The following is a 21,334-nucleotide window of genomic DNA, read 5'->3' as shown; positions in this document are numbered from 1 at the left end:
TCACAGCGGCTTTCGCCACTCCATGACGTGAAACCAGGGTGCGTCGCGATAGCGGCGCACCGTTCCGGGCGGACCGCCGGTGGGCTGCGGCTCCTCGAAATGGGTCATCACCAACCCCTGCCCCAGCAGCGCCTGCAGATAGGTCTGGAACGGCCGGTGCCAGTTGCGCACCGTGATGCCGCGCCAGCTGACCCATTCCGCGCGCGGATCGGCATAGCCATTCATCACGAATTCCCGGCTGTCATCGGCACGCCTGCGCCAGGTCCCCGCCGTGCTGAAGCTGTTCAGGTTCGCGATCAGCAGCCGCCCGCCGGGTCGCAGGATGCGGGCCATCTGGGCCACCGCATCCTCCAGCCCGTCGATGTCGATCAGCGTCAGATAGCTGACCACCAGATCGGTCGATGCGTCGTCCAGCGGCAGCGCCTCGGCCCGCGCGTCCAGATAGCGCCCGCCGGGGTCGCGCGACGCCGCCGTGGCGCGCAGATCGGCGGTGGGCTCCACCCCGATGGGGTCGAGCCCCTCGGCGCGCATCAGGCGGCAGAACCGCCCCTCGCCACAGCCCACGTCCACCGCCTCGCGCGCCCCCGAGGCCCGGACCCGCGCCAGCATCGGCGCGTCCAGAACATGGCGGCGCGAAAAATCGCCCTCAGCCCCCATATCCGCGATCCAGGCGCGGGCCGAGGCCTCCCACCCGTTATCCGGCATCAGCCCATCCGTTCGCTGGCATAGCTGCCCGGCGAGGGCGGAAAGACCACCGTCTTGGCCGCGTTCAGGAACACCCGCCCGTGGATATGGGCATGGACCGCGCGGGCCAGGACCTGCGCCTCGACATCGCGGCCCAGGGACACGTAATCGCCGGGGCTTTGGGCATGGGTCACGCGGACGGTGTCCTGCTCGATGATCGGACCCTCGTCCAGGTCGGCGGTGACGTAATGGCTGGTCGCGCCGATCAGTTTCACGCCCCGCTCATACGCCTGCTTGTAGGGGTTCGCGCCTTTGAAGCTGGGCAGGAAGGAGTGGTGGATGTTGATGATCCGCCCCGACATCTGCTGACACATCCGGTCCGACAGCACCTGCATGTAACGCGCCAGCACGACCAGTTCGGCCCCGCTCTGCTCGATGATCTCCATCTGGCGGGCCTCGGCCTCGGCCTTGTTCTCGGGGGTGACGCGGATCATGTGGAAGGGAATGTCGTGGTTCACGACGACCTTCTGATATTCGTGATGGTTCGACACCACCCCCACGATGTCGATGGGCAGGGCGCCGATGCGCCAGCGATACAGCAGGTCGTTCAGGCAATGCCCGAACCGGCTGACCATGATCAGCACCTTCTTCTTCACCGAATCGTCGGTGATCTCGACCTCCATGCCGAACCGGGTGGCGATGGCGGCAAAGGTCGCGCGCAGGCTGTCCAGCGTCGCGGTCCCTTCCGACCGGAAACTGACGCGCATGAAGAACCGGCCCGTCTCGACATCGTCGAACTGGGCGCTGTCGGTGATGTTGCAATCCGCATCCGCCAGCGCGCCGGAAATCGCCGCGACGATGCCGCGGGTCGAGGCGCAGGTCACGCGCAGGGTAAAGGTCTTCATCTGTGGTCCCCGTTTTGCCGATGGCGCGAACGCCACCGGCATTTCAACGCATTGCCCGCAAAGGGCAATCACGTTTGCGACGGCACGGGGCCGCCCGCGACATCACGCGGCCGGCAGCCGCGCCTCGACCATGCCGGCATACCAGCTGGAGCCCGCCGGGATGGCCTCGTCGTTGAAGTTGTAGGCGGGGTGATGGACCATCGCCGTGTCCCCATTGCCGACCCAGATATAGGCACCGGGACGTTCGTTCAGCATATAACTGAAATCCTCGCCGCCCATCATCGGCTGCATGTCCATGTCCACATCGCCGGAAATCGCCCGCGCCACGTCGGCGGCCCAATCGGTCGCCTGCGGATCGTTCATCGTGACCGGATAGCCGCGCTGATAATCGACCTCGGCGGTGGCGCCCATCGCGGCGGCGATGTTGGTGGCGACGCGCTTGATCCCCTCCTCCAGCTCGTCGCGGACCTCGGGGGCCAGGCTGCGGGCGGTGCCCTTCAGCTGGACGACCTGCGGAATGACGTTATGTGCCGTCGAATCGGTCGAGACCACGCAGACCGAGATGACCGCGTTCTTCAGCGGGTCGATGTTGCGCGCCACGACCGATTGCAGCGCCACGATGATCTGCGCGGCGGTCAGGGTGGTGTCGATGCATTCGTGGGGCTTGGCGGCATGGCCGCCCTTGCCGGTCACGGTGATGTCGAACTGATCGGCCGCCGCCATCATCGCGCCGGGCCGGATCGAGAACTGGCCCACCGGCATGCCCGGCATGTTGTGCATGCCGTAGAACTCGTCGATCTTCCAGCGGTCGACCAGACCGTCCAGCACCATTGCCTCGCCCCCGGCGCCCCCCTCTTCGGCGGGCTGGAAGATGACCACGGCGGTGCCGTCGAAATTGCGCGTCTCGGCCAGGTATTTCGCAGCACCCAGCAGCATGGCGGTGTGGCCGTCATGGCCGCAGGCATGCATCTTGCCCGGCGTCTTGGAGGCGTATTCCACGCCCGTCTGCTCGATGATCGGCAGGGCGTCCATGTCGGCGCGCAGGCCCACGACGCGGCCCTTGGTATCCGTGCGGCCCTTGATCATGCCCACGACGCCGGTGCGGCCCACGCCCTCGGTCACCTCGTCGCAGCCGAATTCGCGCAGCAGATCGGCCACGCGGCCCGCGGTGCGGTGGACATCGTACAGCAGCTCGGGATGTTCGTGGAAATCGCGGCGCCAGGCGGTGATCTCGGGCAGCAGTTCGGCAAAGCGGTTCTTGACGGGCATGGGTGTCTCCTTCGGGCGCAGCGTGGCGATTTCCTGCATGATCTGCAAGAGGGGCGGAGGCCGCCTCCCGGCCCCTGCCCGAAAAACGATCAGCCGTGGGTGATGGGGTCGACCAGCACGCGGTGACCGGGCGCGACCTCGCGGTACACCGACGGCTTGGCCGCGTAATCGACCGGGTGGATAGGCGACGGGATGGGCCGGAAGGTCAGGTCCTCACTGATCTTCTTCTGGCGCGGATCGGCCACGGGCACGGCGGACATCAGCTGGCGGGTATAGCTGTGCTGGGGGTTCTCAAAGACCTGGGCGCGGGTGCCCATTTCGACGATGCGGCCCAGATACATGACGCCGACATGGTGGCTGACGCGTTCCACGACCGCCATGTCATGGCTGATGAACAGCATGGAAATACCCAGATCCTGCTGCAGCTCCATCAGCAGGTTCAGGACCTGCGCCTGCACCGACACGTCCAGCGCGGACACGGCCTCGTCGGCCACGATCAGCTTGGGGTTCAGCGCCAGGGCGCGGGCGATGGCGATTCGCTGGCGCTGGCCGCCCGACATCTCGTGAGGGTAGCGGCGCATGAAGCTGCGCGGCAGCTCGACCCGGTCGAACAGGGCGGCGATGCGGTCCTGGCGTTCCGATTTGCTGCCGATGCCGTAATTCTCCATCGGCTCGGCCACCTGGTCATACAGCTTCATATGCGGGTCCAGGCTGGCGAAAGGGTCCTGAAAGATCATCTGCATATCGCGCCGCGCACGCCGCAGCGCGCCCTGCGACAGGCCGATGATGTCCGTGCCGCCCAGATCGACGGTGCCCGATTCGGGCTCGACCAGGCGCAGGATCGACCGCCCGCAGGTCGATTTCCCGCAGCCCGATTCCCCCACCAGCGACAGCGTCTCTCCGGCGTTGATGGTGAAGCTGACATCCTCGACCGCATGCACCCGCGCGACGGTGCGGCGCAACAGCCCGCCCTTGACGTTGAAGCGCGTGGTCAGGTTCTTGACCGTCAGCAGCGGCTTGGGGTCGGTGACGATGATCGGCTCGGGCGCGCCGGTGGTGCCGTCGCCCATCAGGCGCAGGCGTTCGGGGGCCGGTTTGCCGGTCATCTCGCCCAGGCGCGGCACGGCGGCCAGCAGCATCTTGGTGTAATCCTTTTGCGGATTCTCAAAGATCTGCGCGACCGGGCCCTCCTCGACCTTGTCGCCGCGATACATGACCACGACACGGTCTGCCATCTGCGCGACCACCGCCATGTCATGAGTGATGAAAAGAACGGCAATCTGCTTTTCCCGCTTGAGCCGGTCGATCAGGGCCAGGATCTCGGCCTGGATGGTCACGTCCAGCGCGGTGGTCGGCTCGTCGCAGATCAGCAGACGCGGCTCGCAGGCCATGGCGATGGCGATGACGACGCGCTGGCGCATGCCGCCAGACAATTCATGCGGATACTGGTCCAGGCGACGCTCGGGCTCGGGGATGCGGACCTGGCGCAAAATCTCCAGCGCGCGGGCGCGGGCCTCGTGCTTTTTCAGGCCACGATGGGCGATCAGCCCCTCGGTCAGCTGGTCGCCCACGGTAAAGACCGGGTTCAGCGCGGTCATCGGTTCCTGAAAGATCATCCCGATCTGGTTGCCGCGGATGTCGCGCATCGCGGCGCTGGACTGGCGGGCCAGATCGATGGGCGTGCCGTTGCCCGGATCGAACATCAGGCTGCCGCCCGCGATGGTGCCGCCGCCATATTCGACCAGCCGCATCAGGGACAGAGAGCTGACGGATTTGCCCGACCCGGATTCGCCCACGACGCAGACACATTCGCCCGGCTTGATGGTAAAGCTGACATCCTTGACGCCGACGACGATGCCGTCGTTCGTCTCGAATTCGACCCGAAGTTTCTCAATCGAAACAAGCGGTTTGTCGTCCAGCATGGCAGGCCCCCGGGAAATGTCCAAGACGGCAGGCTAGCCAATGCCCCCGGAAAGTCAAAGCCGAAACCGCAGGCGCGGACCTGCGCGAATGGTCTTGCTTTTCGCGCGGGCTTCGTTCGATGATGCCTCCATTCCGCAGGGGCAAAACCGAACCTGACCGATGCGGGACTGCTACAAAGAACAGGCCCAATGATGGCCGGTGTGACGTGCCAGCCCCACGCACACGACACCCAACAGGAGACCGTGATGAAACTGAAGACCGTGTTGATGGGCGCTGTCGCGACGCTGGTGATGGCGCCAGCCGCGATGGCCGAACGGGGCCGCGACGGACAGCTGAGCCTGATCCTGTGGCAGGCCCCCTCGACCATGAACCCCTATCTGTCGGGCGGCACCAAGGAGATGATCGCATCCTCCCTGACGCTGGAGCCGCTGGCGGGTTTCGACGCCGACGGCACCATCTACCTGCGCCTGGCCGCCGAGATGCCCAGCCTTGAGAATGGCGGCATCGCCGAGGACCTGACCTCGGTCACGTGGAAGCTGCGCGACGACATCAAGTGGTCGGACGGCACCGACTTTACCGCCGATGACGTGGTCTTCACCGCCGAATACTGCATGCATCCCGAGGGCGGCTGCTCTCAGCTGGCCAAGTTCGAGGGCGTGGAATCGGTCGAGGCGGTCGATCCGCACACCGTCCGCATCACCTTCACCGAGGCGCGGCCCGACCCCTTCTCGACCTTCGTCGGCTCGCAGACCCCGATCCTGCAGAAGGCCCAGTTCGAGAACTGCCTGGGCGCCAACGCGCCGACCTGCACCGACCAGAACTTTGCCCCCGTCGGCACCGGCGGGTTCCGCGTCACCCAGTTCCTGACCAACGACACGATCAGCCTGGAGGCCAACCCCGAATACCGCGACCCGGCCAAGCCCGCCTTTGCGACGGTGCTGGTCAAGGGCGGCGGCGACGCGGCAGGCGCGGCGCGGTCCGTGCTGGAGACGGGCGAATTCGACTATGCCTGGAACACCCAGCTGGCCCCCGACGTCATCGCCGGCATGGTCGCCGCCGGTCGCGGCACGGTCTCGGCCGCCTTCGGCAGCCTGGTGGAACGCATCCATGTCAACCTGACCGACCCGTCCTCGTCGCTGCCCGCGGATGAACGCTCGACCCGCGCCCATCCCCATCCGTTCCTGTCCGACCCGGCGGTCCGCCAGGCGCTGTCCATGGCCATCGACCGCGAACTGCTGGTCGAGATCGGCTATGGCACCGCCGGTCAGCCGACCTGCAACTATGTCCCCGCCCCCGAGGCCTGGGCATCCGACAACACCGACTGCCTGACCCAGGACATCGCGGGCGCCAACGCGCTCTTGGACGAGGCAGGCTGGGTCATGGGCAGCAACGGCATCCGCGCCAAGGACGGGGTCGAGCTGCGCATGGTCTTCCAGACCTCGGTCAACGCGGTGCGCCAGGACTTCCAGGCGCTGATCAAGCAGTGGTGGTCCGAGATCGGCATCGAGACCGAGCTGAAGACCGTCGATGCCTCGATCTTCTTCGGCTCGGATGCGGGTTCGCCCGACACCCTGCAAAAGTTCTATGCCGACGTGCAGATGTATGCCGACAACTTCGACGGCGTGAACCCGACCGCCTACCTGTCCAAGCACACCTGCAACAAGGCGCCGTCCCCCGCGAACCAGTGGCAGGGAGAGGGCATCAGCCGCTTCTGCGACGAGGAATACGACCGCCTGGTCGCCGAGTTGGGCGGCATCGTCGATGAGACCGAACGCTCCGAGATGGGCCGCCGGATGAACGACATGCTGACCAAGGACAGCAACGCGATCATCCCTCTGGTCTATCGCGGCACCGCCTCGGCGCATGCCAACTCGCTTGGCGGCGTCCAGCTGAACGCCTGGGACAGCGAGATCTGGAACACCGCCGACTGGTACCGCATCCAGCAGTGACCGTCCCCGCCGCTCCGGTCCCCGCGACCGGGGCGGCACCCCTGCGGTCGCATGACCGCATCGGCGGCGGTCCACGCCCGCACCCCTTCCGACCCGAGGCGCCATGCTGACATTCACCATCCGCCGGCTGTTCCTGGCGATCCCGACGCTGTTGTTCATCTCTCTGGTGATCTTCCTGCTGCTGGAGGCATCGCCGGGCGACCCCCTGGGCGACGTGCCCCTGACCGTCCCCCCCGAGGTGCGCGAGCGCATGCGCGCAGCCCTTGGCCTGGGCGAACCCTGGCCCGTCCGCTATGTCCTGTGGCTGAAACAGTTCTTCTGGGTCGAGCCGCTGTATTGGACCGACCAGTGGTTCGGCACCAATTTCAGCCAGGGCGCGCAACGCATCGTCAGCTTTCAGTCGCGCAGCCCGGTCTTTGACGTGATCGCGCAGCGCCTGCCGCAGACCCTGACCGTGGTGGGCATGTCCTATGTCATCGGCATCATGATCGCCGTGCCCATCGGCATCCTGTCGGCCTATCGGCAGTACAGCCTGTTCGACCAGATCGGCACCTTCGTGTCGATGATCGGCTTTTCGATGCCGACCTTCTTCACGGGCGTCGTGCTGATCATCGTCTTCGGCGTGAACCTGCAATGGTTCCCCTCGGTCTATGACACCACGCTGGTGGTGCGGGACTGGGACAGCTTTCTGGCGCAGGCGCGGCAGATGGCCATGCCGGTGACGGTGCTGGCACTGTACAACGCCGCCCAGATCAGCCGCTTCATGCGCTCGTCGATGCTGGACAACCTCAGCCAGGACTATATCCGCACCGCCCGCGCCAAGGGCCTGTCGGAACGCAAGGTCGTGCTGAAACACGCGCTGAGAAACAGCCTGATCCCGGTCGTGACGGTCATCGCGTTGGGCCTGCCCGCGGTCTTCGGCGGCGCGATCATCACCGAACAGGTGTTCCGCGTGAACGGGCTGGGACAGCTGCTGATCTCGTCCATCTATGCCAATGACATCCCGATGGTGATGACGCTGACCTTCATCTTCGCCATCCTGATCGTCACCTTCACCCTGATCGCAGACATCCTCTACGGGGTGCTGGACCCGAGGATCCGCTATGACTGAGCCGACCCGCACCCCCTCCTCCGACCTCGCCGCCGCCGGCGGCGCGGCCACCCCCGCAGCCGCCAGCCCCCCCGTCGTGCCCGCCCCCGAAACCGTGGCCCATCGCAGCCAATGGTCGGATGTCTGGCGCCAGTTCCGCCGTCACCGGGGCGCGATGGTGGCGCTGTCGCTGTTCGTGGGGATCATCCTGTTCGTCTCCATCGGCCCGCTGCTGTGGCGGATCGATCCGACCTTCGTGGACATCCGCGCCCGCAATCAGGGCTTCTCTCTGGCCCATCCCCTGGGCACCGACCAGCTGGGCCGCGACCTCCTGGCGCGGCTGATGGCCGGGGGGCAGGTCTCCATCGCGGTGGGCCTGACGGCCATGACCATCGCGATCTTCCTGGGCAGCCTGATCGGCATCCTGTCGGGGTTCTTCCGCAGGCTGGACGCGCCCCTGATGCGCATGACCGAGCTGTTCCTGGCCCTGCCGCTGCTGCCCTTGCTGCTGCTGATGGTGACCCTGTTCCGCGAGCCGCTGTCCCAGACCTTCGGCCCCGCGCTTGGCATCTTCTTCCTGATCGTGACCGCCATCGGCGCGACCAGCTGGATGCAGGCCGCCCGCATCGTGCGCGGCGAGGTCCTGGGCCTCAAGGAGCGTGAGTTCATCCTGGCCGCGCGCTCCATCGGCACGCCCTCGCACCGGATGGTCACGCGGCACATCCTGCCCAACGTCATGTCGCCGATCATGGTGGCCGCGACCCTGGGCATCGCCACCGCGATCATCACCGAAAGCGCGCTGTCCTTTCTGGGCCTGGGCTTCCCGCCCGACTTTCCGACCTGGGGACGGCTCTTGTTCGACGCGGTGGATCAGATGGTGCTGTATCCGTGGCGGGTGATCTTTCCCGGCCTGCTGATCTCGCTGACGGTGCTCTGCGTGAATTACATCGGCGACGGGTTGCGCGACGCCATGGACCCCCGCATCCGGGGTCGCTGACCGAAAAGGGGGGCCAAGCGGCCCCCCTTTTGCGTTTCAATAGGCCGCGCTGCCGCTGCCCGCAGGCAGGGCGCCATAAGGCAGCCAGATCGTCTTGGACCGCGTCGCATGGTGCAGGAACGCCTCGCCCTGCGCCTGGCCGCCGGTCCAGTCGCGCGCGGGCACGGCCCAGACGGGCTTCAGGTTCCCCGCCGCCGCCCGGTCCACCGCCGCCAGCCCCGCCGCCGGCCCCGCGTGCCAGAAGCCCGCGACCTCCTCATGGGCGGCCAGCGGCACGGCCAGATCGGCACAGACCCCGGTCACGATATTGACGACCCCGGCAGGCAGGTCCGACGTGTCGAACACCTGATACAGGTCTGTCACCGCCAGCGGATCGTCCTGCGCGGGGATCGCCACGACCGCATTGCCCATCGCGATCGCAGGCAGCACCAGCGACAGGAACCCCGCCAGCGGCTGCGCATTCGGGCAGGCGATGCCGATGACCCCCATCGGCTCGGGGATGACGGTGACCAGATGGCCCGGCTTGGCCTGCACGGTTGCGCCGTCGAACTTGTCGGCCCAGGCGGCATAGTGGAACGCGCGCGCGATGGCCGCATCGACCTCGGCCCGGCTGGTGCGGGCGGCGAACTCCGAGACCCGCGCCGACAGGTTCTCGGCGATGTAATACAGCACCTGCGCGCGGGCATGACCCCCCGCCGCGGCCCACTTCCCGGCCTTGGTGGCCGCCTCGACCGCGTTCCTGATATCCTTGCGGCTGCCCAGAGGGGCCAGCCCGCCCGGCACCGCATACATCGCGCCGCCATCGGGCCGCTTCTGCGCGCCGCCGTAATACAGCTTGGCGGTGCGGTCGATGCCGGGCTGCGGCGCGGCCCCATCGGTCACCGCGACGACCGGTTTAGGCGCAACCTCACGCACGGGCTTCACCGTGGGCGCGGCCAAATAGTCGCGCATCCCCGCAGCTCCGCCCTCGCGCCCGTAACCGCTCTCGCGATAGCCGCCGAAGGGGGCGGCGGCATCGAACATGTTCGCGCCGTTGATCCAGATGACCCCGGCCTTGATCCGCGCGGCCATGTCGGTGGCGACCGTCGCGCTTTCCGACCAGACCGACCCGGCCAGTCCATAGCGGGTGTTGTTGGCAAGCTCGACCGCCTCATCGGCGGTGCGGAAGGTCGACAGCGTGGCGATGGGGCCAAAGATTTCCTGCTCCATCCCCGGATTGGCGGGGGCGATGTTGCGCAGATAGCCCGGCGCGATAAAGCAGCCGTCCTGCGCCTGCCCGCCGATCAGTTCGGCCCCTGCATCGGTCGCGGCGCGACAGATCGACAGGATGCGATCCTTTTGCACAGGATCGACGATGGCGCCGATATCCGTGGACTTGTCCAGGGGCGCGCCCACGCGCAGGCGCGCCATGCGGGCGGACAGCAGGCCCTCGAACCGCTCCGCCACGGATTCGGCCACCAGAATGCGCGAGCCCGCGCAGCAGACCTGGCCCTGGTTGAACCAGATGCTGTCCACGACGCCCTCCACGGCGGCGTCCAGATCGGCATCCTCCATCACCACAAAGGGCGACTTGCCGCCCAGTTCCAGCGTCAGCTTGCGTCCGGTCCCGGCCAGGGCCGTCGCAATGCCGCGCCCGACCTCGGTCGAGCCGGTAAAGGCGATCTTGTCGACCTCGGCCGCCACCAGCGCTGCGCCTGTCGCGCCGTCGCCGGTCACGATATTCACGACACCCGCGGGCAGGCCGACCTCCTGACAGATTTCGGCAAAGGCCAGCGCGGTCAGGGGGGTGTATTCGGCGGGCTTCAGCACGACCGTATTGCCCGCCGCCAGCGCCGGCGCGATCTTCCAGGCCAGCATCAGCAGCGGGAAATTCCACGGGATGATCTGGCCGCAGACGCCCAGGGGCGCATGGCCCGGAAACTGCGTATCGCGCAGCTCGGCCCAGCCCGCATGGTGATAAAAATGCCGCGCGACCAGCGGCACGTCGATGTCGCGCGCCTCGCGGATCGGCTTGCCGTTGTCCAGCGTCTCCAGGACCGACAGGAACCGCTCGCGCTTCTGCACGTGCCGCGCGATGGCATACAGATACCGCGCCCGTTCGGTGCCCGTCAGCGCGGCCCAGCCCCGCTGCGCGCGGCGCGCGGCCTTGACCGCCGCTGTCACGTCAGCCTCGGTCCCCTGTGTCACGCGGGCCAGCAGGTCGCCGGTTGCGGGGTCGCGGGTCTCGAACGTCTCTCCGGGCTTGGTAAAGCTGCCGTTGATGAAATGCCCGAACGTCCCGCGCCGGGCCAGCCAGTCGCGGGCCGCGGACGCGTCCTCGGTCGAGGGGCCGTATTCCATCGTCTGCATGATCTCGCTCACTCGGCTCATCTTGTCCTCAGGCAATCGCTTGGCGGTGGGCGGCCGCATAGCGGCCCGTCACGTGGTGGCTGATCTGGCGTTCGATATCGCCCAGCAGGCTGGAGGCGCCGATGCGGAACAGGTCCGGGGCCAGCCAGTCGCGGCCCAGCTCCTCATTCATCAGGACCTGCCAGCTGATCGCGTCCTTGGCGGTCCGCAGGCCCCCCGCGGGCTTGAAACCCACCTTGATGCCGGTGCGGGCGTGGAAATCGCGGATCGTGCGGACCATCACCAGACTGACCGGCAGGGTGGCGTTCACGCCCTCCTTGCCGGTCGAGGTCTTGATCCAGTCCGATCCGGCCTGCATCGCGACATGGCTGGCCTTGGCGACATTTTCCAGCGATTTCAGATCGCCCGTGGCCAGGATCGCCTTCATGCGTGCCGCGCCGCAGGCCTCGCGCATGGCGCGCAGCTCATCATACAGCGCCGCCCAGTTGCCCTGCAGCACATGGGCGCGGGTGATGACGATGTCGATCTCATCCGCGCCCTGATCGACGGCATAGCGGATCTCGGCCAGGCGCAGATCCAGCGGCATCAGGCCTGCGGGAAAGCCCGTTGCCACGCTGGCCACCGGGATGCCGCTGTTGCCCATGGCGCGTTTCGCGGGCGCCACCATCGTCGGATAGACGCAGACCGCGCCGGTGGTCAGCCCGGTCACGCCCACGGCCTCCAGCAGGTCGGCGGCGATGGGCTGGCGCGCCTTGGCGCACAGACGCGCCACGCGGTCGGGCGTGTCGTCGCCCGCCAGCGTGGTCAGGTCGATGCAGCGCACCGCGTTCAGCAGCCAGGCGGCCTGATGGTCCTTCTTCAGACTGCGCCGCGCGGGCAGCGTGGCTGCGCGTAGTTCGGCGGCGGGCGTGTTGATCCGCAGACCGTCGAACCAGTCCAGATGCAGGTCGGTGCCGGGGTTGGTCATGCCTGTCTCCTGATGGTGGTGCGCTGGCGGAACTGGGCCCACATCCGCCAGACCAGCACCAGCAGCGCCAGCAGCACGCCGCAGATGATCAGCGCGGCCCAGTTGGTCGGGCGGTCATCGGGCCCCGCGACCGTGTTGATGGAAATGGCGTTGGGATAGGTCGACATCCACGGCAGCCGCCAGCCATAGGCCGTCACGCTGACCCAGATCGGGCTTTGCGCCGAGGATTGCAGGTTCGTGGCCTCGGCCTGCAGGTTCGCGCTGTCATACTTGAAATAGGGCGGCCAGACCCAGCCGGTATCCTCGTTGCGATAGACGAAGACCCGCCCGCCCGGCCGCACCGCGTCGATGAAGCGCACGTCGCGCTGGCCTTGGGCGTTTTCCACCGTGCCGGTGCTGTCCGAGGCCCAGAAGATGCTGGCCGAGGGCGGGATCGCCGTCAGCCGGTTATAGGTGTTGCTGATCCGCACCGTGTTCTGCGACGGCAGGGCATAGTCCAGAAGGGCAAAGATCAGGACGCCGAACAGGACGCCCGCGACGACGCGCGCATAATACAAAGGCATCTCCTATTGCCAGTTGACCAGAATGACGATGGCCAGGATGGCCGCCGTCGGCAGCACGAAGACCAGCAGGGTCAGCCTTGCGCGCAGGCTGCGGTTGAACCCGGTCATCGCCTTGGCGACGAACGCGCGGCGCGCGGCGGTGTTCCCGGCCTGATCGGGATGACGCGCATCCCACCGGTTCTCCAGCCGCTCCAGCTGCAGCGACCGCACATAGAGGCGCAGCAGGACGTAGAACACCATCTGCACCACCAGCAGGACCAGCCACAGCCGGATGAACGCCACACCGAACCCCCTTGTCGTCACGGCCCTCACCCTATCATGCTGCGCGCGACGCAGACCAGCCGTCGCGTCGCGTCACAGGCGGCCATGCAACCCGTTGACGCCGCGCGGCGTTTCCGGCTCGCGCAGGATCAGGGATGAGGCATGACCGAACAGCAGGTGCTCAGGCAGTCGATCGTGATGGTCTTCGTCGTGGCCGCCGCGGGGATCGGCTTTGGGCTGGCCTCCGGCTCGGCCTCGATCATCTTCGACGGCATCTATTCGCTAACCGATGCGGTGATGACCACCGTGGCGCTGCTGGTGTCGTCGCTGATCACGCAGCGGATGTCCGAACGCCGTCAGGCCCGGCTGGTCCAGCGCTTTACCATGGGGTTCTGGCATCTGGAGCCGATGGTCCTGGGCCTGAGCGGCATCCTGCTGACGGGGGCCGCGATCTATGCGCTGGTCATGGCGGTCAGCAGCCTGCTGACCGGGGGGCGCGATCTGGATTTCGGGCGCGCCATCGCCTATGCGGCAGTCGTCGTCGTCATCGCGGTGACGATGGCCTGGCGCAACCGGCGTGCCAACCGCACGATCGGGTCGAACTTCGTGGCGCTGGACGTCAAGGGCTGGACCATGTCGGCGGGGCTGACGGGGGCGCTGCTGGTGGCCTTCGTGCTGGGCTGGGCGATGCAGGGCACCGCGCTTGATCACCTGACGCCCTATGTGGACCCGGCGGTGCTGGCACTGGTCTGCCTGGTGATGATCCCCCTGCCGATCCCGGTGATCCGCCAGGCGATGGCCGACATCCTGCTGATCACGCCCGCCGATTTCAAGGCCGACATCGACCGCATCGCCCGCGAGGTGGTGGCCCAACACGGCTTTCTGGACCACCGCGCCTATGTCGCCCGTGTCGGTCGCGGCCGCCAGATCGAGCTGTATTTCATCGTCCCTCCCGGCCAGCCCCCCCGCCCGCTGGAGGATTGGGACGCCATCCGCGACCAGATCGGCGATGCCATCGGCGGCGATATCGACAACCGCTGGCTGACCATCGCCTTTACCACCGACCCGGAATGGGCCGACTGACAGGAGCCTTGCCATGACCTCGACCGCGCTGACCGACCCACGCCGCGACCTGCAGGCCGAACTGGACCGCCTGGCCGCCCGCCAGCTGGCCGGGCGCGGACTGCTGATGCGCGGGGTCGAGGCCGTGGGCCGCATGACCGAAGGTGCCGCGACCACGCTGCTGGGCCTGTCGCCCGTCGCGCTGGAGACGGTGATGGAAAGCGCGTTCCGACAGCTTTATGACCTGTCGGCGCGCGGCGACGGCATCAGCGTGGTGCGCGACGCGCCCCTGGTCGCCAACCGCGCGGCGGCGGTGCTGTCGGGGGCCACCGGCGGCTGGTTCGGGGTGGCGGGCATCGTGCCCGATCTGGTCGCCTCGACGACCGTGATCTTCAATTCCATCCAGAAGGTCGCGCGACAGCACGGTTTCGACACCACCGACCCGCAGGTGCGGCTGGAATGCCTGGCGGTGTTTCAATACGGCGAACCCGGTCAGGACGGCGACGCGGCCGCGCAATCCTTTTTGGCCAACCGCCTGCTGACCAACGGCCAGACCGTCTCCGCGCTGATCACCCGCTTTGCCGGACAGTTCGCGACCCGCCTGACCACCAAGCTGGGCGCGCAGGCGGTGCCGGTGCTGGGGGCTGCCACGGGGGCGGCGATCAACTATGCCTTCCTGGACTATTACGAAAGGGTGGCGGGCATCCATTTCCGCCTGCTGCGGCTGGCGCAGGACCATCCGGGCGTGGACGTGGACGCCGCCTATGCCCAAGCGCTGACCCGCGCCGGGCAGCCCCGCCTGTCGCGCCGTCAAAAGGGGACGTCGTCGCCCCCGCCCGCCGGCTGAACATAGGCCGCCTTGATGTTCTTGAAGCCCGCCTCGAACTGGACGGTCAGCGTGTCCTCGGCAATGCCCATCACCTGACCCTCGCCGAACTTGGCATGGGTCACGCGGTCGCCCACGGTGAATCGCGACGCAGGTGCCGCGTTGATCGTCACCGGGGTGCGATGCGCGGGGCTGCCCCGCTCCGCCGCGCGGTTCTGCATCCGCTTCCAGCCGGGCGAGTTATACACATCGGCCTTCTGCACCCGCTCCTCCATCCGGGTGCCGCCCGCCATCGCCATCGCCGCGCCATAACCGCCGCCATACAGGCCCGGCGGGGTCAGCACCTCGACATGCTCCTCGGGCAGCTCGTCGATGAAGCGCGACGGCAGGGCGCTCTGCCACTGGCCGTACAGGCGCCGGTTGCCGGCGAAGGTGATCGTGGCCAGCCGCTCGGCGCGGGTGATGCCGACATAGGCCAGCCGCCGCTCCTCCTCCAGGCCCTTCGTGCCCTGCTCATCCATGGCGCGCTGGTTGGGGAACAGCCCATCCTCCCAGCCCGGCAGGAAGACGACCGGAAACTCCAGCCCCTTGGCACCGTGCAGGGTCATGATGCTGACCTGTTCGTCGTCATCGGCATTGTCGCGGTCCATGACCAGCGACACATGCTCCAGGAACCCCTGCAGGTTCTCGAACTCCTCCAGCGCCTTGACCAGTTCCTTGAGGTTGTCCAGCCGCCCCGGCGCGTCGGGCGACTTGTCGTTCTGCCACATCGCGGTATAGCCCGATTCGTCCAGCACCCGCTCGGCCAGCTCAACGTGGTTCACGCCGTCGCGCACCGCCATATGCGACCGACCCGTAAGCGCCACGAAGTCGCGCAGATTGGCCAGCCCCTTGCCGCCCAGCTGCTTGTCCTCGACCACGATGCGCGCGCCTTCCAGCAGGTTCACGCCGTTCTGGCGCGCCGCGTGCTGAATGGTCTGCAGCGCCTTGTCGCCAAGGCCGCGCTTGGGCGTGTTCACGATCCGCTCAAACGCCAGATCGTCGTCCGGGCTGACCACAAGCCGGAAATAGGCCATCGCGTCGCGAATCTCCTGCCGCTCATAGAACCGCGGGCCGCCGATCACCCGATAGGGCAGGCCGATGGTCATGAACCGGTCCTCGAACGCCCGCATCTGATGCGACGCCCGCACCAGAATGGCGATGTCGTTCAGCCCGACCCGCCCCAACGCGGCACGATGCCCGCCCTGAAACGCCTCGATCTCCTCGCCGATCCAGCGCGCCTCGGCCTCGCTGTCCCAATGCCCGATCAGGCGCACGGGCTCTCCGGGTTCGGCATCCGTCCACAGCGTCTTGCCCAACCGCCCCTGGTTCGCCGCGATCAGCCCCGAGGCCGCCCCCAGGATCTGCGGGGTGGATCGGTAATTCTGCTCCAGCCGGATCACCTCCGCGCCCGGAAAATCCTTCTCAAACCGCAGGATGTTGCCCACCTCGGCGCCGCGCCAGCCATAGATCGACTGGTCGTCATCGCCCACGCAGCAGATGTTGCGATGCCCCTGCGCCAGCAGCCGCAGCCACATGTATTGGGCTACGTTGGTGTCCTGATACTCGTCCACCAGGATGTACCGGAACCGGTCCTGCCACTGCCGCAGCACGTCGGGATGCGCCTGAAACAGAATCACGCAATGCATCAGCAGATCGCCGAAATCGACCGCGTTCAGCGTCAGCAGCCGGTCCTGATAGGCCGCGTACAGCCTGCCGCCATGCCCGTCGAACGCCTCACCCTCGCCCCGCGGCAGGTTGCCCGGCGTGATGCAGCGGTTCTTCCACCCGTCGATCAGATGCGCCAGCTGCCGCGCGGGCCAGCGCTTCTCGTCGATATTCTCGGCCGCGATCAGCTGCTTCAGCAGCCGGATCTGGTCGTCCGTATCCAGAATGGTGAAACTGGGCTTCAGATGCAGCGACCCATGCCCGATCAGCTCGGCATGCCGGCGCAAAATCTTGACGCTGATGCTGTGAAACGTGCCCAGCCAAGGCATCCCCTCGACCGCATCGCCCAGCAGGCGCCCGATCCGGTCCTTCATCTCGCGCGCGGCCTTGTTGGTGAAGGTCACCGCCAGCAGCTGCCCCGGCCGGGCCTTGCCCAGCATCAGCAGATGCGCGATCCGCGTGGTCAGCGCGCGGGTCTTACCCGTGCCCGCCCCCGCCAGCATCAGGACCGGCCCGTCCAGCGCCTCGACCGCCGCACGCTGCGCGGCGTTCAGCCCCTCCAGATAGGGTGCGGGCCGCGCCGCCATCGCGCGCTGCGACAGCGGCACCGCCGCCAGTTCATCGGAATCGTCGAAATGCTCCATCCCGCCAACATAGGCATCGGCGCGCGTCAAGGAAAGCCCGACGTTCTCTCTCCGTTCGCCCTATCGCGCGACGCCCACAGCAGGGGGTCCGGGGGGCGCGCAGCTCCCCCGGCCACCGCGGGACGCAATCAGGCGCGCAGCCCCGCGAAGGTCGCCGGGTCCAGCGATGCCTGCGCGAAAGTCGGCCCGCTGGTCAGCAGGCTGACCGCGTCATGCGAATGCAGCGATTCCTGGTGGCTGGCCACCACGCGGAAATCGCCCACCCGCGGATCGGCCAGCAACTGCCCCGCAAAGGCGCGCACCGCATCCTCGACAAAGATCGGGTTGGCCGCGTTCAGCTCGGCAAAGGCCTGCTCGTCCTCGCGCTTGACCATCACCTGCGTCTCGGTCGGCACGGCGGCGCGGCACAGCGCGATCACGTCCTCGAACCAGATCCGCTCGGGGCCGTCCATCACCAGCGATATCCGCGCAACCGACCGCTGCGAATGCGGCGTGGCCAGCCGCCCGCGGGTCTGGCGCGCATGCTCGGACAGTTCCAGCGAACAGGGGCAGGTCGAGGAATAGACGTAATCGACATGCATCACCCGCAGCCGCGTCCCCGCCTGCTCGATCACCTCCAGCGCGATGTCGTAATACTGCCAGCCCGACAGGCCCGACCGCAGGCTGTCCACCCGCACCGGGTACGAAAACCGCATCTGAATGCGCGCATCCAGCGCATCAAGGTCGGTCTTGTAATCGTCCAGCGCGGCCTCCAGCACCGAAAGGCTGAACGCATGGTCGGCATGACCATAGAACGACCGCATGATGCGCGACATGTTGATGCCCTTGCGGTCCGCCTCCAGGCTGACGGTGCCGGTCACGCTGGTCTCCAGCGTGATCTCGCCGCCGTCGCGCACCAGATAGCGGATCGGCAGCCGAAAGTTCGAGATGCCGACATGCTGGATCGCCGTGCGCGCCCCCACGATCAGGCTGGCAGGCCCGTTCTGCAGGTCGGGCAGGCTGTCCTTATAGGCGCCATCGACCCGGAAATCGGCGTCATAGCTGCGGGCAAGGGCAGGATAGGCAGGGGTCAGGGGGCGGATCTCGGTCATGGCGGCCTCCGGCTGTGTGGCAACAGATATAGGGGGCGATACAAGAATTGTTAGCCCATCCGCCCCCGCCCTGCACCGGGGACGCGGGACAGGATGCCGCAGGACCTCAGCCTTGCAGCGCGGCCAGCAGATCGGCGGTCAGATCGCGCGAATCCTCCAGCCCCACGGACAGGCGCAACAGGCCCGGCGTGATGCCCAGACGCGCCTTGTCCTCGTCCGACAGGCGCGAATGGGTGGTGGTCGCGGGATGCGTGACGATGGATTTCGCATCCCCCAGATTGTTCGAGATGGCGATGATCCGCAGCCGGTCCAGCGTGGCGAATGCCGCCTCCTTGCCGCCCGCAACCTCCATCGCGATCATCGTGCCGCCCGACCCCATCTGGCGCATCGCCAGATCGTGCTGCGGATGCTCGGGCAGGCCGGGATAGATCACCCGCGCCAGCCCTGCATGCCCATGCAGCGCCGCCGCGATCGACGCCGCCGCATCGGCCTGGGCGCGCACCCGCAGGTCCATCGTGGTCAGCCCGTTCAGCATGATCCAGGAATGGAACGGGCTGATCGCCCCGCCGGTATGCTTCAGATAGGGCTCGGCCACCTCGCGCACGAACTGGCGCGTGCCGCAGATCACGCCGGCCAGCGCCCGCCCGCCGCCATCGATATGCTTGGTCGCGGAATAGACGACCACATCGGCCCCCTGCTCGACCGCGCGGGAAAAGACCGGCGTCGCAAAGACGTTGTCGACCACCACCGTGGCCCCCGCCGCATGGGCCAGATCGGCCACCGCGCGGATGTCGATCACCTCCAGCGTGGGGTTCGACACGCTTTCAAAGAACACCGCCCGCGTGCCGGGCCGGATCGCCGCCGCCCACTGCTCCAGATCGGTGCCGTCGACATAGCTGACCTCGACCCCGAACCGCACCAGCAGGTCCAGCACATACAGGCACGACCCGAACAGCGCCCGCGCCGCCACGACGTGATCGCCCGGCTTGCACATCGCGAACATCGCGCCGTTCACGGCGGCCATGCCGCTGGCGGTGGCGAATGCGTCCTCGGTCCCCTCAAGCGCCGCGATGCGGTCCTCGAACATGCGGCTGGTGGGGTTGCCATAGCGGGCATAGATGAACTCGTCCGGGCCGGTGCCCTGGAACCGCGCCTCGGCCGAGGCCGCGTCGGGATAGACAAAGCCCTGCGTCAGAAAGATCGCCTCGGCCATCTCGCCATACTGGCTGCGGCGGGTGCCGTGATGGACGGCCTGCGTGCGGGGGTGGACGGTCTTGTCGGACGAAACGCTCATGCGGGCTGCCTTTCCGTGATCGTCTGCGGGGTAATCCCGGCAGGCTCTTTTCGCAAGGGGCGCAACGAAAAGGGCGGCTTTGTGTCGCCTAGCCGACAAATTGCACGAAATGCACCTAAAGCGTTTAAATTCAGCGCAATAGACACCACCCCTGTCTAAATGGACAATTGGAAAATCGTCTGTCTACGTCTATCGTCTAATGGCGGTCGGATCGAATAGCACCCCGATCGCATCGGAGGCGTCTCTCCGACAGGTTCAGGGTTCTCCGCGCAAGCGGGGTGTTTCACCAGTATAGGCCATAAATGCTCTTTGCGGTCCTGTTGCCCGTGCCCTTTTTCCGTACCGTTCTGGCCGCGTAACGCAATCCTATCCGGGGCGGTTCGACATGCCGCCCCGGACGATTCGACCTCTACAGATAGTCGCCGCGCTGCAGACCGTATTTCGCCATCTTCTCGTTCAGCGTCCGGCGCGGCAGGCACAATTCGTCCATCACGCTGGCGATGCTGCCCTTGTGGCGACGCATGGTATTGTCGATCAGCATCCGCTCGAAGCTTTCGACATATTCCTTCAGCGGCTTGCCCTCGGTGGTCGTGGCCTGCTGGTTGTCCTCGCCGTCCGCCATCAGAAGCGACGCGATGGCCCCCGACCCGCGCCGGTTCTGCAGCACCGCGCGCTCGGACACGTTGATCAGCTGGCGGATATTGCCGGGCCAGGGCGCCTGCAGCAGCTGGGCGGCCTCCTGCGCGCTGACCTGAGGCGGCTCGCAGCCGTATTCCTCGCTGAACTGCTCGGTCATGCGGGTGAACAGCGCCAGGATATCCTCGCCCCGCGCACGCAGCGGCGGCAGGGTGATCTTCAGCGCGGACAGGCGATAGAACAGGTCGGGGCGCAGCGAATCCTCGGCCCGGCGCCCCTCGCCGCGGGCATTGCTGATGGCGATGATGCGGGTATCGGCGGGCGCGCCCTGTTCGCTGATGAAGGCCAGCAGGCGGGCCTGCAATCCCTCGGACAGCGCCTCGATATCCTCAAGGCACAGCGTGCCGGCGCGGGCCTCCTCAACGGCGGGCAGCCCGTCCTCGATGGGGCCGAACAGCCGCGCGGCCAGCGCCTCGTCGTTATAGGCCGCGCAGCTGACCGGCACGAATTTCTTGGACGCGCGCGGCCCGACCGCATGCAGCGCATGCGCCACCAGCGTCTTGCCGGTGCCGGTCTCTCCGTCGATCAGGACGTGGCCGTCGGCCTGGCCCAGATCCAGGATATCCTCGCGCAGGCGCTCCATCACCGGGCTGGCGCCGATCAGCTTGGACATGACTTGCTGGCCCTCGGACAGGTCGCGGCGCAGGGCGCGGTTGTCCAAGGTCATCCGCCGCGCCTGCGTGGCCTTCTTGGCCAGTTGGGTCATGCGGTCGGGGTTGAAGGGCTTTTCCATGAAATCCATGGCCCCCAGACGCATCGCCTCGACCGCCATGGGCACGTCGCCGTGACCCGTGATCATGATCACCGGCAGGTTCGAATCCAGCCCCATCAGACGTTTCAGAAAGGCCATTCCGTCCATGCCGGGCATGCGGATGTCGGTCACCACGACGCCGGGCCAGTCGGGGCCGATCACCTTCAGCGCATCCTCGGCGCTGGCGAAGGTCTCGGTCTCAAAGCCCGACAGGACCAGCCATTGGCTGATCGATTCGCGCATGTCGGGTTCGTCATCCACGATGGCGATCTTCAGCTTGCGGGACATTCTGTCATCCTCTCTTGC

Annotated in this window: 17 protein-coding genes; 5 read left to right on the top strand and 12 right to left on the bottom strand. The window is 67.1% G+C overall.

Annotated features, from left to right (window positions below):
- The 4 genes from FA740_RS12165 to FA740_RS12150 all read right to left on the bottom strand — a co-directional run bounded on the left by FA740_RS12165 (position 1) and on the right by FA740_RS12150 (position 4,780).
- On the bottom strand, positions 1–705 hold the full coding sequence (locus FA740_RS12165; RefSeq protein WP_136857046.1) for a class I SAM-dependent methyltransferase: 705 nt from the start codon (positions 703–705) through the stop codon (positions 1–3).
- Entirely contained in the window at positions 705–1,589 is an 885-nt protein-coding gene (gene purU, locus FA740_RS12160; RefSeq protein WP_136857045.1) for a formyltetrahydrofolate deformylase, read from the bottom strand. The genes FA740_RS12165 and purU overlap by 1 nt, the downstream gene beginning before the upstream one ends.
- 102 nt (positions 1,590–1,691) lie before the next feature.
- Positions 1,692–2,858 carry a M20 aminoacylase family protein gene (locus FA740_RS12155; protein ID WP_136857044.1) on the bottom strand — a complete coding sequence of 389 codons (1,167 nt, stop codon included), beginning with the start codon at positions 2,856–2,858 and terminating at the stop codon, positions 1,692–1,694.
- An 89-nt stretch (positions 2,859–2,947) separates the two neighbouring features.
- Positions 2,948–4,780, bottom strand: coding sequence for an ABC transporter ATP-binding protein (locus FA740_RS12150; RefSeq protein WP_211243700.1), 1,833 nt, complete (start codon positions 4,778–4,780; stop codon positions 2,948–2,950).
- Between the two features lie 246 nt (positions 4,781–5,026).
- Between FA740_RS12150 and FA740_RS12145 the strand changes: the two genes are divergently transcribed.
- The 3 genes from FA740_RS12145 to FA740_RS12135 all read left to right on the top strand — a co-directional run bounded on the left by FA740_RS12145 (position 5,027) and on the right by FA740_RS12135 (position 8,817).
- On the top strand, positions 5,027–6,730 hold the full coding sequence (locus FA740_RS12145; RefSeq protein ID WP_136857043.1) for a peptide ABC transporter substrate-binding protein: 1,704 nt from the start codon (positions 5,027–5,029) through the stop codon (positions 6,728–6,730).
- A gap of 103 nt (positions 6,731–6,833) precedes the next feature.
- A complete protein-coding gene (locus FA740_RS12140) occupies positions 6,834–7,841 on the top strand; it encodes an ABC transporter permease (protein ID WP_136857042.1) in 1,008 nt (335 codons plus the stop codon).
- On the top strand, positions 7,834–8,817 hold the full coding sequence (locus FA740_RS12135; protein WP_136857041.1) for an ABC transporter permease: 984 nt from the start codon (positions 7,834–7,836) through the stop codon (positions 8,815–8,817). The genes FA740_RS12140 and FA740_RS12135 overlap by 8 nt, the downstream gene beginning before the upstream one ends.
- 36 nt (positions 8,818–8,853) lie before the next feature.
- Here FA740_RS12135 and FA740_RS12130 read toward each other — a convergent pair whose 3' ends face one another.
- The 4 genes from FA740_RS12130 to FA740_RS12115 are packed head-to-tail and all read right to left on the bottom strand — an operon-like array spanning position 8,854 to position 12,978.
- The gene (locus FA740_RS12130) at positions 8,854–11,187 is read right to left on the bottom strand and encodes an aldehyde dehydrogenase family protein (RefSeq protein WP_136857040.1); all 2,334 of its coding nucleotides are present in this window, start codon (positions 11,185–11,187) and stop codon (positions 8,854–8,856) included.
- Positions 11,188–11,194: 7 nt separating this feature from the next.
- Positions 11,195–12,133 carry a deoxyribose-phosphate aldolase gene (deoC, locus tag FA740_RS12125; RefSeq protein WP_136857039.1) on the bottom strand — a complete coding sequence of 313 codons (939 nt, stop codon included), beginning with the start codon at positions 12,131–12,133 and terminating at the stop codon, positions 11,195–11,197.
- The gene (locus FA740_RS12120; RefSeq protein ID WP_136857038.1) at positions 12,130–12,696 is read right to left on the bottom strand and encodes a DUF1523 family protein; all 567 of its coding nucleotides are present in this window, start codon (positions 12,694–12,696) and stop codon (positions 12,130–12,132) included. The genes deoC and FA740_RS12120 overlap by 4 nt, the downstream gene beginning before the upstream one ends.
- 3 nt (positions 12,697–12,699) lie before the next feature.
- Positions 12,700–12,978, bottom strand: coding sequence for a hypothetical protein (locus FA740_RS12115; protein WP_246053613.1), 279 nt, complete (start codon positions 12,976–12,978; stop codon positions 12,700–12,702).
- Between the two features lie 141 nt (positions 12,979–13,119).
- Between FA740_RS12115 and FA740_RS12110 the strand changes: the two genes are divergently transcribed.
- Together FA740_RS12110 and FA740_RS12105 are read left to right on the top strand one after the other, a co-directional pair.
- Complete coding sequence (locus FA740_RS12110; RefSeq protein ID WP_136857036.1) at positions 13,120–14,040, top strand: cation diffusion facilitator family transporter; 921 nt, start codon at positions 13,120–13,122, stop codon at positions 14,038–14,040.
- A gap of 13 nt (positions 14,041–14,053) precedes the next feature.
- Positions 14,054–14,866, top strand: a complete 813-nt coding sequence (locus tag FA740_RS12105) for an EcsC family protein (RefSeq protein ID WP_136857035.1) — start codon at positions 14,054–14,056, stop codon at positions 14,864–14,866.
- On the opposite strand, the gene FA740_RS12100 is transcribed toward FA740_RS12105, so the two are convergent.
- The 4 genes from FA740_RS12100 to FA740_RS12085 all read right to left on the bottom strand — a co-directional run bounded on the left by FA740_RS12100 (position 14,830) and on the right by FA740_RS12085 (position 21,316).
- The gene (locus FA740_RS12100; RefSeq protein WP_136857120.1) at positions 14,830–17,196 is read right to left on the bottom strand and encodes a UvrD-helicase domain-containing protein; all 2,367 of its coding nucleotides are present in this window, start codon (positions 17,194–17,196) and stop codon (positions 14,830–14,832) included. The two genes, FA740_RS12105 and FA740_RS12100, sit on opposite strands and share 37 nt — an antisense overlap.
- Before the next feature lie 128 nt (positions 17,197–17,324).
- On the bottom strand, positions 17,325–18,335 hold the full coding sequence (gene folE2, locus FA740_RS12095; RefSeq protein WP_420873147.1) for a GTP cyclohydrolase FolE2: 1,011 nt from the start codon (positions 18,333–18,335) through the stop codon (positions 17,325–17,327).
- A gap of 58 nt (positions 18,336–18,393) precedes the next feature.
- Positions 18,394–19,581, bottom strand: a complete 1,188-nt coding sequence (gene metZ / locus FA740_RS12090; RefSeq protein ID WP_136857033.1) for an O-succinylhomoserine sulfhydrylase — start codon at positions 19,579–19,581, stop codon at positions 18,394–18,396.
- 409 nt (positions 19,582–19,990) lie between these two features.
- A complete protein-coding gene (locus FA740_RS12085) occupies positions 19,991–21,316 on the bottom strand; it encodes a sigma-54-dependent transcriptional regulator (RefSeq protein WP_136857032.1) in 1,326 nt (441 codons plus the stop codon).
- Positions 21,317–21,334 lie beyond the last annotated feature (18 nt).

Source organism: Paracoccus hibiscisoli (assembly GCF_005048265.1).
GTDB classification, from domain to species: domain Bacteria; phylum Pseudomonadota; class Alphaproteobacteria; order Rhodobacterales; family Rhodobacteraceae; genus Paracoccus; species Paracoccus hibiscisoli.
The sequence above is the reverse complement of the archived record's forward strand: the minus strand, read 5'-3'. Positions and strand labels throughout refer to the sequence as shown.

Excerpts from the sequence above, each read along its gene's own strand:
- FA740_RS12105 (WP_136857035.1), top strand. The coding sequence starts at position 14,054 with ATGACCTCGACCGCGCTGACCGACCCACGCCGCGACCTGCAGGCCGAA.
- FA740_RS12130 (WP_136857040.1), bottom strand. The coding sequence starts at position 11,187 with ATGAGCCGAGTGAGCGAGATCATGCAGACGATGGAATACGGCCCCTCG.
- FA740_RS12145 (WP_136857043.1), top strand. The coding sequence starts at position 5,027 with ATGAAACTGAAGACCGTGTTGATGGGCGCTGTCGCGACGCTGGTGATG.
- FA740_RS12100 (WP_136857120.1), bottom strand. The coding sequence starts at position 17,196 with ATGGAGCATTTCGACGATTCCGATGAACTGGCGGCGGTGCCGCTGTCG.
- purU (WP_136857045.1), bottom strand. The coding sequence starts at position 1,589 with ATGAAGACCTTTACCCTGCGCGTGACCTGCGCCTCGACCCGCGGCATC.
- FA740_RS12110 (WP_136857036.1), top strand. The coding sequence starts at position 13,120 with ATGACCGAACAGCAGGTGCTCAGGCAGTCGATCGTGATGGTCTTCGTC.
- deoC (WP_136857039.1), bottom strand. The coding sequence starts at position 12,133 with ATGACCAACCCCGGCACCGACCTGCATCTGGACTGGTTCGACGGTCTG.
- FA740_RS12140 (WP_136857042.1), top strand. The coding sequence starts at position 6,834 with ATGCTGACATTCACCATCCGCCGGCTGTTCCTGGCGATCCCGACGCTG.
- FA740_RS12150 (WP_211243700.1), bottom strand. The coding sequence starts at position 4,780 with ATGCTGGACGACAAACCGCTTGTTTCGATTGAGAAACTTCGGGTCGAA.
- FA740_RS12085 (WP_136857032.1), bottom strand. The coding sequence starts at position 21,316 with ATGTCCCGCAAGCTGAAGATCGCCATCGTGGATGACGAACCCGACATG.
- FA740_RS12155 (WP_136857044.1), bottom strand. The coding sequence starts at position 2,858 with ATGCCCGTCAAGAACCGCTTTGCCGAACTGCTGCCCGAGATCACCGCC.
- FA740_RS12120 (WP_136857038.1), bottom strand. The coding sequence starts at position 12,696 with ATGCCTTTGTATTATGCGCGCGTCGTCGCGGGCGTCCTGTTCGGCGTC.
- FA740_RS12165 (WP_136857046.1), bottom strand. The coding sequence starts at position 705 with ATGCCGGATAACGGGTGGGAGGCCTCGGCCCGCGCCTGGATCGCGGAT.
- metZ (WP_136857033.1), bottom strand. The coding sequence starts at position 19,581 with ATGAGCGTTTCGTCCGACAAGACCGTCCACCCCCGCACGCAGGCCGTC.
- FA740_RS12135 (WP_136857041.1), top strand. The coding sequence starts at position 7,834 with ATGACTGAGCCGACCCGCACCCCCTCCTCCGACCTCGCCGCCGCCGGC.